This is a genomic window from Paenibacillus sp. V4I7 (assembly GCF_030817275.1).
In the GTDB taxonomy this organism is placed as follows: Bacteria; Bacillota; Bacilli; order Paenibacillales; family NBRC-103111; genus Paenibacillus_E.
In genome coordinates this window covers 1645836-1661459 of the sequence record NZ_JAUSZD010000002.1, presented here as the reverse complement: position 1 = coordinate 1661459, position 15624 = coordinate 1645836, and the positions used below count along the sequence as shown (strand labels likewise).

Sequence of the window (15624 nt, the reverse complement as noted above, 5' to 3'; positions counted from 1 at the left end):
AACTAACTTATTTTTTTGATAATTACCGAAGCATTTACGTTTGTTTGTGTGCCGCCAGCCAAAGTCTGAAGGGTAACCGCAGCAGCTGAACTATGATTTCGTAGAGTAAGAACATCGCTGGCATCTAAAGCGATTATAGCCTGCCCATTGTTATGCTGCGTGCCTGCACCTGAACCGTAGACGGTTCCCGTAACCGGCGTGCCATTTACACATAGTGCGAATTGGTTGGGCTCTACACCCGATGCGGAAAAAGTAACTTCATAGTTGCCCGGATTAGTAACTGCAATCTCGGTTGTTCCGGGGACATGCGTAATTCCAGGTTTAAGAATACCATTTGTATCAAAAATAGTATCAGCCTCTATAGCAACAGTTTGAGCACTTACATTATAAATATATCCCGAAACGATTGGCGGAAGGATAGGGGTTATAATCGCCATTATATTCACTTCCTTACTAACTTGTAATTTTAATAGATATGTACGAAACTAATATACCCAGTGAGTATTATTTGGAAAATGCCGACAATCCTAAAAACAATAAGAATTGCCGGCATCTCGTCAATAAAGAAAATTAGTTTACAATAAATTCGATCACAATTGGAGTCGCAGGATCGAGTACATCTCCGCCTGGAATGGTAATAGCCGTAGTGGTAGCTGTTGAAGTGTCAGCTGTTTGAATCTGTGCATTAATATAAAGATTATAATACGCAGGAGCAGTTGGAAAAGCTGTAGCAGCAGCACCGGCGTCATTGATGGTGGCTGTAGCAAGAATATTATATGCAGCTCCTACCCCTGTTCCGTCAGCTATTGTAGCACTGAATCTTCTAGCAGCCATAAAGGGTTTTGTAATTGGCATTTATATCACCTCACTTCTCTCAACTAGATTATGCTAGTGATAGTGAAAGGGAAGGGCAAATCAATTGCGTACATTGAAACATTTCAAGAAATGATTTGAATCGATAAACGAACGATCTCAAGTAATATTGGGGTACCTGCAAAAATGGTGTCATTGCCATTTATAATGGCCAAAGCATTTGTACTCACACTGTAAGAGGCACCAACTTGCATGATTCCGTTCATGTAGAGATTTGCATAACTATTTTGATCCAAATCTATAAATTCAGCTATTGATTCATTTTCATCGTTTGTGAATTGATTTGCAGGAATAACTGTTGGGAGAGTTACATCTGTGTCCGCAATAAATAAATATCTGTTAGCAGTTAGCAAAGTGCTGAGATTAGGGATGATGATAGGTCCTGTTGGCCCAGGAGCTCCCTGTATGCCTCTAGGCCCTTGGAGCCCTTGGGGTCCTTGAAGTCCTTGAAGTCCTTGAGTTCCTTGAGGTCCTTGTGAGCCTTGAGGTCCTTGCGGAACAGTTATATTAATTTCTGGTTGTGGACAAGCTGCACGTTTCCGTTTTTTCCTTTTAAGAGGGCTAACTATCTTTGTTTTCTTTTTACAGTCTTTTTTCCGACTGGCATTAGAGTCCCTCCATTTTATTCCTGCTGATACACCTGTGTTCTTTTTTTTGATGATACATTTCTTTTTACGTATATGTTTTCTTGTAGCTGGAGTCATTCGATTTTTTTTATGGGTATTGTACACCACAAGTTTGTAACACCTCCAATTAACCAATTGTATATAGTATGATTTTGCTCTATTGGAGGTATGGACATTGAACTAATAACGAATAGACAATAATCTATTTCTATTTAAATAGGTGTTGGACTAGCACGTTCCCCCTCTTATTATAAGTAACTAATTTATTATTTGATATTTACTCAAAATAAGTTATAATGAGAACTGTAATTATTTTAAGTATAGAAGGGAAGTTTTAATTATGGCAACAGTACTTTATATCACTGCACACCCGCACGATCACCAAACATCATTCAGCCTAGCGGTAGGTAAAGAATTTATCGAGGCATACCGTGAAGCGAATCCAACAGATGAGGTTATTTCTGTGGATCTATTCAAAGAAGATATTCCTCAAATTGATGCTGATGTATTCAGCGGTTGGGGAAAACTTCAATCAGGAACAGCTTTTGACCAGCTTTCTGATGCAGAAAAAGCAAAAGTAGCACGTTTAGGCGCAATCGTTGACCAATTTGTTGCTGCTGATAAATATGTTTTTGTTTCTCCAATGTGGAACTTCTCATTCCCTCCAGTATTGAAAGCTTACATTGATGCAATTTCCGTTGCAGGTAAAACTTTCAAATATACGGAAAGTGGTCCAGTTGGTTTGTTGACAAACAAAAAAGGGCTACATATTCAAGCGAGTGGCGGCATTTATTCCGAAGGCCCTGCTGCAGCATTTGAAAGTGGCTTCAGCTACCTGAAAAAAATCTCGCAATTCTACGGTATCCCTTCCTTCGAAGCCATTTTTGTTGAAGGCATGGCTGTAACGCCGGATAAAGCTCAATCCATTAAAGAAAAAGCAATTGCACAAGCAAAAGAAGTTGCAGCTAGCTTCTAAGAAAATAGTAAGAACCCGCTAAATCTAGCGGGTTCTTTTTACGTTCAATGATTGAAATTTTTGTAATCAGTCCATATTTATACAGAAACATTTCCTTTACTGCGGCTCATTAACCATAGGGTTAACCAAATAAAGACAAAGCCTACAAGTTGTCCTACGGTCAGCTTTTGACCAAATACAACCCAGTTTATGCACACACCTACGGCTGGGAAAGCAAGCTCAGCAAGCGTTGCAAAGAATGCCTTTGTCGATGACAGCCCCTTATAATAGAGGAGCATGCTGATCAACCCTGGGAAAAAGGCCTGGAACAGCAGGTTGACTGCGATAAGCGTTAGAACTGCACTAGAACCACCTACATGCCAAGCATCGCCACTTACCAAAAGAACAACCGTTAGCAGCGGGATCGCCATCAGAAATCGCAGCGATGTGACTACAGGGAAATCCAAGTTTTTTTGAAGCAGGAACTTACCCATGACGGTCGATCCGCCCCATAAGACAGCTGCTAGAATTGAAAATAAGCAGCTTAACGTGCCTAAATCCTTCAAGCCCATCTCCGGTGAAGCAAAACCAAACGTCAGCAGATACGTGCCTAGCAGCGCCATTACGATATAGCCAGAAAATTTGGAAGGCAGTGTCTCTTTCAGCAGTACTCGAGCCAATACGATGGCGAACAAGGGCTGCAGCTTCTGTAAAAGCAGGACGGAGTTTGCACTGCCGTGAGCGAAGGCCGAAGTGAAGAGTATGGTAGCTATGGCCGATCCACCCCAAGAAATAAATAGTAGTGCGCCAATAACTGCTAGTGTTAGTTTGCCGGCTAAGGACTTACGGTACTTTATCAGCACTGGAAGGGCATAGCAAGCCAGCAGCAGATGCTCTATGAACACAATTTGAGCAGAGGTAAAACTCTTCAACAATAAGATTCGAAAGAGAGGGTCCAACCCCCAAAGGATAGCTCCGAGTGCCACATACCAGATCCCATTGATCCCCCTGCTACTTGTTGCATACAAACTTGCGCGCTTACTTCCTAGCTTAAATACATTTTCCAATTCAAAAACCTCCCAATAGGAGAAACTTTGAGAGATTAGCCCAAAGATCCCTAGATGATGTTTTGAATTGAACCTTCTGAAAGAGACAATGCCCCTGTTACAATCAACAGGGGCATTGACAAACAGACCTATTAAAAATTGAATTTTTAACAAGTTGTCCTTCACCTTCTCTCATCCGGACTATACCGTCGGCCTTGGAATTTCACCAAGTCAGTCCCAATCTGTACAGACAGGGAGTCGCGGGCTTGAGATACACGTACGTATCCTCACCGCCGGTAGGGAATTTCACCCTGCCCCGAAGGTTCATATTCTAATAAAGTGTATAATAACATGTTACAGTTTAACTGGCAATCCTTTTTCGCGACGATTAGCCACTGACATAAGTTGATTTTATAAAAAAAGAATCTCTAACTGTCTTATACATCTGACAGAGAGACCCTTTATAGCATCGAGTGGCGTCGTTTTAAAAATTGAAATATAACAACGCCTATAGCAATACCAACAAATGAAAATAGCATAGGCAGCCAAACTGGACCCAAAAGAATGCCGAAAGGTTGAAACACATCCGAATAGATGATTCCTACCGTCCCTAGGAAAGCGCCTAATACAAAAGGAACATAAGCATACTCTGCCGTATCTCCCCCGTCTTTATAAGCATCCCAAATACCAAACATGTAGAGACAAGGGTAAAACATGAGCCAATGATAATTGGTTTGCTGGATGGCATCTTGAATGTTACCCTTGAAACTGTCGATAATAATTTGATTGAGCTCTGACATGTAATTCACGATAAATTCCAATATAATCAACGTGATACCTTTTATATATTTCCCGTTTAAAAACTGACCAAACCCAGGGAGTGCGATGGCCCATAATAATTTCTCAATTTTATTGGATTTGTGCATAGTTGTCATTTGGCAGTCGGTGATTTGCCGTACTTGCTATGAACTCAGGTGAAAGCATCTTGCTATTGGCTCGTTCCTCTACGAAATTTCCTCCTCTAACATTTATCTCAGGCGTTATCCTTCTTAATAAACCCACAAACCCTCTTATCGTAAACAAAGTAAAGTTAATGGACGCAAACGTATGAAGAGCGGACCAGGATTTCCATCTAAACAAATCGGTTTTCCTCTCTAAAAACCATTGAAGCAAAGTCATTGGTCCACTAAATACTAGACTTCTCGTGATGAGTTCAAGTGGTTTACTTTGATAAGACCATCTTACCCATAGTACACTTAAAAGCGGATAGAATAATAAGTCGTACAGAATATTCGTTTCAAATATTTTAGCAAAAGGTCGAACGGGGTACGATATATTCCCTTTTTTAATAAAGATTGAATCTAGCGAGCTTGATAAAACACATTTTGCAAAGAATACGGTCATATACATCAGCAGGTTATTTCGTTTCATAATAAATGGGGCAGCTGCTACTGATGATGCAAATAAAATTCGTAATAAAATCTTTTCCATTTAGAACTTTCCCCCTCACTTTTTTGCTTTTTCCTTCATACCTTCTAGTGTGGATAAAAGAACTTTCTATTATGCATGTAAGGAATAGTCAGCTAACCAAAGAAACAAAAAAGAGCAGCCGCGGGCCGCTCTTTTTATGTTTGAGTGACATTTGTATAATAGGGGATAGCTAAAACACATCTCTAGTTAGACAGGATGGTAGTAGATGACTGCATTTCGGTTTCGATATTCTGGGTGCTCTCATAACGATAACCAATGCAACTACGCTGCTGTTAGACTTGACACGTTTCGTCGGACGATGGATTGATCGATATGTTAATCCTATGGGGATAAATGATAAATCTTCTCTAATTGGACAATCTAATTTTTAGAGGTGACAAAGAGATGAATACAACTCAATTAAAACTAACATCGACGGAAATCGGAGCATTGTGGGGGCAATACGTAAATGGCACAATGGTAAATTGTGTAATTAAATATATGCTTTCCATTATAGAAGATAAGTCCATCAAAGAGGTTTTTAACGATGCAATAAAAATAACTGAGAATCAAATGCAGCAGGTCTCCACATTTATTCTTAATGATGGATTTCCACTACCCGTAGGGTTTACAGATGGAGATATCAATTCCAATATAAAAAGATTATTTTCAGATATTTTCTGTTTAGATTATTTGTATCTCATGACCATACATGGTTTAAACGGTCACCTTTATTCGTTAACTACATCTGTCAGAAAAGATCTAAGAGATTTTTTTGATTCCTGTTTAACAGACGGAAAAAATATGTACAATCGTACTGTTGATTTATTACTTGAAAAGGGACATTTTCAAAGAGACCCTTATTTTTTCCCCCGTGCAAACCCAGAGTTTATTGATAGCAAAAAATACCTCGATGGTTTTTGGGGAGATAAACGTCCTCTTTCAGCCATAGAAATAGGTAATATATCCCTTAACTTAAAGAAAAGTATTATGGCAAAAACACTTGGAATTGCATTTAGTCAAATTGCCGGAAGCAAAGAAATAAGAAAATTTCTAACAGATGCCGTTCAAACGTCAAATGACCACATTCAATTGCTAAGTAAAAAACTAAAAGATGATAATTTACCTGTTCCAATGTCATGGGAAACGGAAATAACGGAATCTACAGATTCACCATTTTCCGATAAACTTATTATGTATCACACTGGTTTTTTGTTTCTGACTTCACAATCCTATTATGGATTAGGACTAGCGGGTTCTATGAGGTCTGATTTAATTCTTGATTATGAGCGAATCATTCTCAAAGATCTAACTGTATCAAAAAATTGGTTTGATCTCATGATAAAAAATAAATGGTTAGAACAACCACCCATTGCACCTAACAGAAAAGAAATTGCTAAAAAGCAATAATTTCCCACTTATTATTAAAGCCCTCTTTGTAGGTGTTCAAGAGGGCTTTTCGGTAATCTTAGTTTTCTGGTTGCTTTATCAACGCGTAAGCAATATGTCCAATCATGCCTACAAACAATCCGGTGCCAACGATAATATAAATCATAGTAAAAACTTTTCCCAACGTCGTCTGGGGCTCAAAACTCGGATGTCCAACCGTACTGAGCGTAGTGACGCAAAAGTACAACGCATTGATCACGGTGAGCCCTTCCTGCCTTACATAGAAAATGGTTCCGGACAATAGCATGAAAATAACCAATATGAAAAGAGCTTGGAAGTTTTTCAGTTTGAAAGCTCTCCATAATCCGCTAATCAAACGTTTCAAGGTCAGCAAAAATGATATCATTACGAGTTATTCCCTTCGATTGATTATGACATATAGTTTTTTATAATTTATATATGATGGTTTCATAGCTATCGATCCATAGACTGGATGAATCTTTCTCAGAGCGATGGTCGTCTCTTCCGGTTCGATAGATCACATTTTTACTGTCATTGATAACGTCGCCTGCTAACGCGTCTTGGTCAAATTGAACAAACAAAGCATCCTTTGACAAATTAACTACGATTAAATATTTACTATCCTCGTAATGCCTCGAGTAAGATAAAACCAACTCTTCTGAATTGCGAATGAACGTTAATTCTCCCATCCAAAATGCTGGATTGTTCGTCCGAAGTTGAATCAGAAATTTATAGTGTTCGAACATATCCGTATCGAATTGATTCCAGTTCAGCTTGTATTCATCGAATAAGGATGCCCATGTTTCCAACGTACTCTCGTTAAATTCCTGCCCCATCATAATGCATGGAACACCTTCAAGCGTCAACAAGATAGAAGCTGCAGCTTTGGCAAGTTTTTCGCCAAAATAGTCACATGCTCTTGACCGTTCTTTTTCCTCCAGCCAACTCATTCTTAGCGCATTCCTAGGAAAACTGTACTTATAGGAGTTATAAACCGCTATAAAATCGCTCTCTGTGATCGTTCCGTCAACCAAATCGCGTATCAGAATGCGGGGATTGCCGTCATAAGTCAAGTCACAAGATTCAATATGATGATACTCATCGTAGGACTGTGAGATCAGGGTGAGATCAGCTTTTACTTCTTGCAGCGCATGCTTAATTTCAGAGAGAAAATCAAAAGGAGTAAGGTCCGAATCGTCCAATCGAATACCGTCAAAATCAAACTGGATGATCCAATATTTCATAGCCTCAATGACATATTCCCTCATCTCGCGGTTACTAAATTCTAGCCCGGCGAAATAGGCCCGATTAGGCACATCATAATAGATCTCACCTTGTTCATTTCGAGTAAAAAATTCCGGATGGCTTCTTGTCATAATGTGATCCACACTTGTGCGGTTCAACACCCAATCCATAATGACTTTGATCCCATTGTCATGCGCTTTTCGAATAAATGAAAGTAGATCCTCTTTGGTTCCGAAGCTGGGGTCAATGGAATAAAAATCTTTTACCGCATAGGGGTCGCCATACTTACCTAATCTTCCTTCCTGTCCAACTTCGTTGAAAGGCATCAGCCATAGTGTATTTATCCCCATTTTTTTAAAATAATCGATCTTCTCTGTTAGTCCATTAAAACCATTTTCGGTAAACGCCCTGAGATGAAGTTCATAAATCACCGATTTTTTTATCCATTCTGGACTTTGAATAGCCGTAAAGTTTTCATACATATATCCAGGTTGTTCTTTTGAAACCTCCGAGGTTCTGATCCATACTTCTCCCTGTTCGGTAACCGTAATAGCGGAGTTATTTTGCCCATCTTCCGACACACTCGGATTCAATGGGTCCAAAATCCATGCATCCCCATTCACAACAAATTTATAAAGATGTCTCCCCTTATGTATCGCTAATTCAATCTCCCAACCTTTCGCATCTTCCCTTTTGTTCATATAGTTTCTATCGCCGTTCCAGTTATTAAAGGTCCCTGCTAAAGCGACACTATCCACTTCAATATCTGTGTAATAAACAAATCGTACGCCATGTGATCCTTTTGTCGGAAAGTCAGGTGACATTGTTTGAGCTCCTTCGTATTAATCTCTTCTCCTATAGTAGCAGTAAAGAAACAGGCTGCCCATATCCGATTCTACTCCATTATGATGCTATTCTGTTGTGATCATTGGGCCTATGCCAATCTTCGGTCAAAAGGAGACGTTCGGCCTATTTGATTCTGCGGTGAATCACATAGTCAATGAAGGAAATGCTCAAGATCTGCTTGAAACATTTATTAATTTAGCCGATTTACCTGTAATCCTTTTCGGTTAAAGTAAAAGACTTTAGATCCAATACATAGAAGTGCCAACATAATAAAAAATAAGCCACTCCATATCGTCCCTTTCATGCCTGAATTGGTAATAAACCACCCACCTGCTAACGAACCGATGGACACACCCAGATTGATGAAGGAAATATATAACCCCGTGGCAAATTCAGGAGCTTCCGGAGCTTCAGAGGTTAACCATATCTGGGTTACGATGAGGCCACTGGTATGAGCGGCCCCCCATAAAACCATAATGACAATGTTAGCAATAATGGATTTTCCCCCCATATAAAGAATTAAGAAAGAAATAGCTAATACGATCGGATGGAAAACAGTCGTTCTGACCATGTTTTTTCCAATCAGTCTCCCTGCCAATAAGTTGCCGGCCACTCCCCCAACACCGAAAATGACAAGCATGACACTAACGATTGTCCCACTCACCCCCATTACTTGTTCCAAGTATTCGGCAGCATAGCTATAGACCGAAAACATAGCGGCAAATAGGAATGTTGCAGCTCCTATGTTGATCCAAAGAGGGACTTTACGCAATATATCGAGCTGTTCCCCGTAAGAGACTTTCTCAGCTTTGGACGATTTCGGAAGCATGATGGCGATCCCTACACAAGCAGCAGTGTTTACAATGGCGCAAAATATAAAGGCAGCCTCAAATGAGAATTGATCTACGAGATAGGTTGTAATCGGAATTCCAAGTACCATACCCATGCTAGTACCAACAAATGCTTTGGCAGAAGCCTGAGTGGATTTCTCCTTAGGATAGAGTGAAACTGCAGCCGCAAAGGCAAAGGAAAAATATACGGGATGGAACAATGCCGGGATAATACGAAGCGCCAGCAGCACATTAAAATTTGGAGCATAGGCTGATAATAAACTACTTCCAGCAAAAATGAGTAAAGACACTATCATTACGTTTTTACGATTATATTTAGAAAGCAGCAGTACCATAAAGGGACCACATAGTGCTATGACAAGCGCAAATACACCAACGAGCATACCGGCTTGAGACGTACTGACGTTGTATCTTTCCATAATAGTTGGAAGTATGCCGACAACGCCAAACTCAATGGTATACACGCCGAATAAGCCAAGAGCGATAAAGAATATGGGGTTTATGTGACTTCTATTGAGTTCATTCATTCGTTACTGATCCCGTCATAAACGGCTTTACAAAGATCAACGGTAAACTGGCCTAACATACCTTCCAGAGCTGTATTGGTAAACGCTACGACACTTAGTTGCTTCTCAGGATCAACGAACCAGGAATGACCATAGGTACCACCCATACGCCAGGTTCCCGGTGATTCCGGAGTTTCTGCGGTGATAGGATCCTTAAGCAGCGTAAATCCTAGGCCAAAGCCTCGCCCTGGCCAATAGGCCATTGGCAAATCACCGAGTTGGTTAGTAGTCATCTCGCGAACCACACTCTCCGGCAGCAATGGCGCTCCGCCCTTGCGTAGTGCTTCCAGCAGCAGCAATAAGTCGCCAGCGCTCCCGACCATGCCAGCTCCACCGGAGTGATAGGCCGTACTGTCAAGTGCCCGGCCAGGGGCAAGCCGAAAGCCCGCCGTCCCATCTATAAAATCAATGCTATCGGGATCACTCAAAGGCCGTGGCTCTGGAACTGCATTGGCATAGGCCGTCGCTAGTCGCTCTGGATCAACTGCTGTAAACCCAGTGTCGTCCATACCAAGCGGTGCTGTCACTAGCGTACGAATGGCTTCGCCAAGCGGTGAATTTGTAACCTTCGCAATCACGGCGCCGAGAACATCAGTGGCAATTGAATATTTCCACTGAGTGCCTGGTGTGTAGAGGAGCGGAACAGAGGCGATACGACGCAGGTTTTCTTCCAACGTAATACCGGCCTGATCCATACCATCCGATACCTCGGCGCGATGATAGGGTCCATTCTCTTCCTGGAAAAAGCGGTAAGTCAGCCCCGCTGTATGAGTCATCAACTGCCGAATCGTAAATGTCGCGATTTCACCGCTCTCTAAGCGTGGTCGAAACTCTGGAAGCCAACGATCAACCCGGTCGTCAAGTCCTAAGCGACCTTGCGAAACTAGTATCATCGCAGCTGTTGAAACGATAGGTTTAGTTACAGAAGCAAGCCTAAATAAGGCATTTTCTTGCATCGTCCGGTTCTTTTCACGGTCTGCGAAGCCGGCAGCGCGGTTATAAACCAGTACCCCGTTTATCGCCACTTTAATGACAGCGCCAACCAACCGTTTATCAGCAAGGGTACGATTGATTACTTCATCCACGTGTGCTTGTAATCGGTCAGGATTCATTTTGTTAGCATTCAACTTACTCATTGGTATTCATCCTCTCTGAATAGTTAAAGATTTAATCACTTCACTATTGTGAGTTAATTATATAAATTAAGTGACTTGCTTTACATAAGGCATTCAAGTTAAACTTGCCCTATAACGAATGAAAACAAGTTAGTTTTTATACAATTCCTTAAATTTAAAGGAGTCGATTTGGATGGACCATGTTGATAAGCAAATCCTTTACTATCTTCAAAACCAAGCGAGAATATCAATGACGGAACTAGGCAAGTGTGTCGGGTTATCACAACCCGCGGTAACGGAGAGAGTAAGACGTATGGAGGAAAAAGGGATCATCAAGGAGTATCGCACCCTGATTTCTCCGGAGAAAATCGGGAAACAAGCTGCGGCCTACATCTTATTTCATACGAGGGATTGTCATGCATTCCTTGACTTTTGCCGCTCATCACCTGATGTCGTCGAATGCAACCGCATAAGCGGAGAACATAACTACTTATTGAAAGTAATGACCGATTCCACACGGTCTCTCGAAGAGTTCGGCAACCAATGTGATAAGTATGGGACGTATACGATTCTTATCGTGATGTCATCACCAATCGAGACAAAATTACTTATCCCATCGCTTGAAGAGGCAAACTTGCTTGCGGAGCTAGAATAAGGTAGATAACAAAAAAGGAATCCGGCATCAGACCGGATTCCTAGTACTTTAATTGTTCAGCATGCACGCAATCATCATCTAATCCTCATTAACCTCAAATGTTATTCGAACCAGCTCAGTATTCATCGTTTCCCCCAAATAGATGATATCGTAAGATCCAAATGGAAGATTCAGATCAGTGAATATGATCCTACCGTCCGGCTGACTATTTGAATTGCTTTTAATATGCGCTATGGGAGTTATAGGCTGCGTCTCACTCGGTAAAGCACCTCTTGGGAAAATACCGAACGCATCTTCTCCCACTGACCCCTTGTAAGTAACTTCAATTAAATCGCTTGTCCGATAAAAGGCCTTGTCTATCTGCATTGTCGGGCTACCGAGCGTCAGATCGGGATCGTCTTCAGGGTCCACTACCGGAATTAACGAAGGAAGTGGTACTGAGAAAGTAGCATCCTCAATCCACGTTTTAGCGAGAAAGTCCCTTCCTTTTACGACTACTTTATGATCATAAACCTCTACGAAATATCCCTGGGAGCCTTCCTTCTCCACATTCTCATCCGTCCATAAGTATGCTGTGGAGGCTGCATTAAACATAGTTGTATACTTTGCGTTGTACATGGTGTCTGCGGAGCCCAGTTCCCAATGGGAATGACCAGTAAATAACATAGATTGTGGATGCTTAGCTAGTATAGTTTTAAGCTCCCTGTCCTGTCGAATACCATACCAACCGAATTTGTTTTGTGACCCTGAAACAGTATTTTTCAAAGGCTGATGAATGAAAATAAAGGATGGTTTGTGAGCCTCTTCGTGCTCCGATAGCTTTAGATCTAACCACTCAAGCTGCGTCTCTGATAAATACGAAAAGTCCTTTAACCCTTTCTCTGTCCCTAGGAAAATAAAATGATAGTCCTTTATCCAAAAATCGTAATACTTTTTATCCATACCCGTATTTGTCGTAATATAAGACATTTGACTATCAAAGTCCGCCCAACGGACATCATGGTTGCCATAAGTAAAATAGATGGGTGGCAGACCCTCTCTATGATCCTTCAAAATTTGAGTCATCGTTTCAAACTCTGCTTGCTTGCCATTGTTCGTCATATCACCAACATGCATAATGCCTTGACTATCGGGCGAAATTGTCCTGATATCCTGTAAGGCCTGAATGAAATTTTGCGAATGTACGCTTTCTATATCATCTTCCACATGTGTATCAGTAATGACGATAAATCTGACATTCGGCTTATTGTCTTGTCCCACATTTAGATGCTCCGCCATTTAATTCCCGCCTTTGAGTTCTTGGAACATTTCAATCCGATCGAAAATGACCTCACTTTTGATTGGTTTGCTGATGTAATCATCCATTCCAGCCTCAAGACATTTTTCACGATCACCTTTTAAAGCGTTAGCTGTCACAGCAATTATGTAAGGGATTTTCTCTGGTGGGATTGTTTCTTTGATCTGTTTGGTCGTTTCCAGACCATTCAGGACAGGCATCTGGATGTCCATAAAAATGATATCGTATGCTTCGTAAGCGAGCGCTCGAATAACCTGATTGCCATTTTCGACAATACTAGTGAAATGCCCCATCTTTTCAATCATTTTTTTTAATACGAGCTGATTAATTTGATTATCTTCGGCTATTAAAACTTTCAATGGTTCTTGAACATAAACGTTCTCTTCTATAGAAGAGTCTTTGGGATACGAAACCTCTTCTTTAAACCAAACTGTAAATACAAAAGTAACCCCAGGTTCGTCCGTTTGTTCAATCCAAATATCTCCGCCCATCAACCCAACAATTTTTTTACTAATGGCTAAGCCTAATCCTGTTCCTTCCGATTGTCGTGTCATGAAACTATCCAATTGATAGAATGGATCAAACAAATGATTAAGCTTTTCCTTGGGGATACCAATCCCAGTGTCTTTAATCGAAAATTTAAGCCGGAGTTTTTGATTTTCGCGCCTATTATTTTCCACCCTAATGGACACCCCGCCGCTATGCGTGAACTTGATCGCATTACTAATGAGATTCATTAATACTTGTTTAACACGATCGTAATCACCAATTAATTTATTAGGCAATTCCGGAATCATAGAAACTTGAATGTCGAGCTTTTTTTCATGTGCTTTTGGCATCAGTACAGCGAGCGTATCGTCGATACAGTCTCTAATATCAAATGGCTGCGCTTGTAATTCAGTCTTGCCTGCTTCAATTTTGGAAAAGTCCAAAATATCATTAATTATCTTAATCAGCGTGTTTCCGCTTTTATTAATGATTTCTACATATTCTTTTTGCTCATCATCCAATTCCGTCGTAGTTAATAACAAATCTGTCATGCCAATCACCCCATTCATAGGGGTCCTGATTTCATGGCTCATCATGGCTAAAAATTCACTTTTTGCTTTATTTGTATTTTCAGCAGCTTCCTTAGCAATAAGCAGTTGTTTCTGTTCCGTCATATCTTTCGCAATCACATAGTACCCGACGTTTTCCTTATTTATGATGATAGGCGCTATTGTTGTTAATACTTCAACAACATGTCCATCTTTATGTCTGATTTTATTAATTTTTCTTTCCGTTGTAACGTCTTCGATGGAATAGGAGAGTATCCTACGGAGATTTCGTTCACCAATAAGTTTTGAAATTAGTTCTCCTCGCATCTCCGTAACCCTATATCCAGTCAATCGTTCTGCCATTTCGTTGGTGTTAATGATTCTGCCTTTCACATCCAGGGAAATAATAGCATCGTGGTTGTACTTTTTTAGAGACGTATAGCGCTCTACGGACTCTTGCAGCTTCAACTCTACTTTTTTGCGTTCCGTAATGTCCTGTGTAGTTCCGTTCATTTTGACAGGCTTTCCATTTTCGTCGAATGTTACTGAAACGCGAATTTGCATATACTTAATGGTTCCATCGAGCTGCTGATTGCGAAATTCCGAGCTAATCGCAGTACCTTGCATGGCTTGATCAATGAATTCATGAAATTGTTGTTGATCATCTGGATGAATCATAAAGGCAAGATCCGTCGGATCGGATGGTAAATTATTTTTGGATAAGTTATAAATTTGGTAAAATTCTTCAGAGAATGTGATCTTGTCTTCAAGAATATCCAATTCCCAACTGCCTAGCATGGCAATATGCTGAGCCTCCGCAAGATTATCCTGGTATTTCTTACGCTCTGTAATATCCCGCCCTATCCCTAATACCTTCTGTAGATGGCCTTGATCATCTCTAATGAGTTTAATCGCGGTCTCAAACCAAATATACGTACCATTCTTATGGCGTGAACGATAGGTAATTACCTCATTATCCGAAAAAGAGGCAGATCTTATTTTTGCTAAGTCTTCAGGGTGATTCAATTCAGAAACATCTTTTCCGATCAATTCTTCTGGCTCATAACCCAATAAATCACGTACGGAGGGTGATAAATACGCGATGTTGCCCTCTGGATTCACTAAGGTAATAATATCTTGAGCATTTTCAGAGATAAGTTCATACAATTCTTCAATCTTTAGAAGCTTTTGTTCAGTGGCTATTTTATCTGAAATATCGACGATATGAACGATAAAGTATAGTGGAGTTCCTTGTTTTTCGTCACGAACCAATGAAAACCTTACAGACGACCAAATTAGGTTACCGTTTTTGTGAATACTACGCTTTTCCAACTCATAGCAAGGTGATTTTCCATGCAATACCTCTTCGATTCGTGCATTAATTTTATTCAAATCATCAGGATGGGTAATTTCCTTAAGTGTAAGTCCAATTGCTTCTTGCTCCGTATAACCGAGGGTTGGATAGAAGGATGGATTGACCCTCCTGATAGTTCCGTCTATGGACACCAACGCTATAGCATTCGGAGCAAAGGTATATACTTGTTGAAAAACAGAATCGTGATCGAAATCTACCTTAGGCATTTGTAAACCTCCAGTCGTCAATGTACCCCCTATTTCTACTATATATGGCTA

15 protein-coding genes and 1 riboswitch are annotated in these 15624 nt (G+C 40.6%); of the genes, 3 read left to right on the top strand and 12 right to left on the bottom strand.

Going from position 1 to position 15624, the window contains the following annotated elements:
- Nucleotides 1-2: 2 nt before the first annotated feature.
- The 3 genes from QFZ80_RS08660 to QFZ80_RS08650 all read right to left on the bottom strand — a co-directional run bounded on the left by QFZ80_RS08660 (nt 3) and on the right by QFZ80_RS08650 (nt 1607).
- On the bottom strand, nt 3-437 hold the full coding sequence (locus QFZ80_RS08660) for a BclA C-terminal domain-containing protein (RefSeq protein WP_307558416.1): 435 nt from the start codon (nt 435-437) through the stop codon (nt 3-5).
- A 133-nt stretch (nt 438-570) separates the two neighbouring features.
- Entirely contained in the window at nt 571-855 is a 285-nt protein-coding gene (locus QFZ80_RS08655) for a DUF4183 domain-containing protein (RefSeq protein WP_307547405.1), read from the bottom strand.
- Nucleotides 856-938: 83 nt separating this feature from the next.
- The gene (locus QFZ80_RS08650) at nt 939-1607 is read right to left on the bottom strand and encodes a DUF4183 domain-containing protein (protein ID WP_307558414.1); all 669 of its coding nucleotides are present in this window, start codon (nt 1605-1607) and stop codon (nt 939-941) included.
- A gap of 232 nt (nt 1608-1839) precedes the next feature.
- Here QFZ80_RS08650 and QFZ80_RS08645 point away from each other — a divergent pair, with 232 nt between their 5' ends.
- Nucleotides 1840-2475 carry an FMN-dependent NADH-azoreductase gene (locus QFZ80_RS08645; protein ID WP_307558413.1) on the top strand — a complete coding sequence of 212 codons (636 nt, stop codon included), beginning with the start codon at nt 1840-1842 and terminating at the stop codon, nt 2473-2475.
- A gap of 77 nt (nt 2476-2552) precedes the next feature.
- Here the strand turns inward: QFZ80_RS08645 and QFZ80_RS08640 are convergent, their stop codons facing one another.
- From QFZ80_RS08640 to QFZ80_RS08630, 3 genes are all read right to left on the bottom strand, one after another.
- Nucleotides 2553-3521: a DMT family transporter gene (locus QFZ80_RS08640; RefSeq protein ID WP_373460036.1), complete on the bottom strand. Its 969-nt coding sequence runs from the start codon at nt 3519-3521 to the stop codon at nt 2553-2555.
- 159 nt (nt 3522-3680) lie between these two features.
- Nucleotides 3681-3828, bottom strand: a riboswitch (FMN riboswitch).
- A 133-nt stretch (nt 3829-3961) separates the two neighbouring features.
- Nucleotides 3962-4330, bottom strand: a complete 369-nt coding sequence (locus QFZ80_RS08635; protein WP_307558411.1) for a hypothetical protein — start codon at nt 4328-4330, stop codon at nt 3962-3964.
- A 79-nt stretch (nt 4331-4409) separates the two neighbouring features.
- Nucleotides 4410-4991 (bottom strand): CBO0543 family protein, encoded by a 582-nt coding sequence (locus QFZ80_RS08630; protein WP_307558408.1) that lies wholly within the window; start codon nt 4989-4991, stop codon nt 4410-4412.
- A 384-nt stretch (nt 4992-5375) separates the two neighbouring features.
- Here QFZ80_RS08630 and QFZ80_RS08625 point away from each other — a divergent pair, with 384 nt between their 5' ends.
- Nucleotides 5376-6380 carry a DUF3231 family protein gene (locus QFZ80_RS08625; protein WP_307558406.1) on the top strand — a complete coding sequence of 335 codons (1005 nt, stop codon included), beginning with the start codon at nt 5376-5378 and terminating at the stop codon, nt 6378-6380.
- Between the two features lie 58 nt (nt 6381-6438).
- Here QFZ80_RS08625 and QFZ80_RS08620 read toward each other — a convergent pair whose 3' ends face one another.
- The 4 genes from QFZ80_RS08620 to QFZ80_RS08605 all read right to left on the bottom strand — a co-directional run bounded on the left by QFZ80_RS08620 (nt 6439) and on the right by QFZ80_RS08605 (nt 11024).
- Nucleotides 6439-6765: a potassium channel family protein gene (locus QFZ80_RS08620; protein WP_307558404.1), complete on the bottom strand. Its 327-nt coding sequence runs from the start codon at nt 6763-6765 to the stop codon at nt 6439-6441.
- Between the two features lie 40 nt (nt 6766-6805).
- Complete coding sequence (locus QFZ80_RS08615) at nt 6806-8449, bottom strand: alpha-amylase family glycosyl hydrolase (RefSeq protein ID WP_307558402.1); 1644 nt, start codon at nt 8447-8449, stop codon at nt 6806-6808.
- A 212-nt stretch (nt 8450-8661) separates the two neighbouring features.
- Nucleotides 8662-9849, bottom strand: a complete 1188-nt coding sequence (locus QFZ80_RS08610) for an MFS transporter (protein WP_307558400.1) — start codon at nt 9847-9849, stop codon at nt 8662-8664.
- A complete protein-coding gene (locus QFZ80_RS08605) occupies nt 9846-11024 on the bottom strand; it encodes a serine hydrolase domain-containing protein (RefSeq protein WP_307558399.1) in 1179 nt (392 codons plus the stop codon). Before QFZ80_RS08605 ends, QFZ80_RS08610 begins: the two co-directional genes overlap by 4 nt.
- 172 nt (nt 11025-11196) lie before the next feature.
- Here QFZ80_RS08605 and QFZ80_RS08600 point away from each other — a divergent pair, with 172 nt between their 5' ends.
- The gene (locus QFZ80_RS08600; protein WP_307547426.1) at nt 11197-11658 is read left to right on the top strand and encodes an Lrp/AsnC family transcriptional regulator; all 462 of its coding nucleotides are present in this window, start codon (nt 11197-11199) and stop codon (nt 11656-11658) included.
- Nucleotides 11659-11736: 78 nt separating this feature from the next.
- Here QFZ80_RS08600 and QFZ80_RS08595 read toward each other — a convergent pair whose 3' ends face one another.
- Nucleotides 11737-12936: a metallophosphoesterase family protein gene (locus QFZ80_RS08595; protein WP_307558398.1), complete on the bottom strand. Its 1200-nt coding sequence runs from the start codon at nt 12934-12936 to the stop codon at nt 11737-11739.
- Nucleotides 12937-15573: a PAS domain S-box protein gene (locus QFZ80_RS08590; protein WP_307558396.1), complete on the bottom strand. Its 2637-nt coding sequence runs from the start codon at nt 15571-15573 to the stop codon at nt 12937-12939.
- Nucleotides 15574-15624 lie beyond the last annotated feature (51 nt).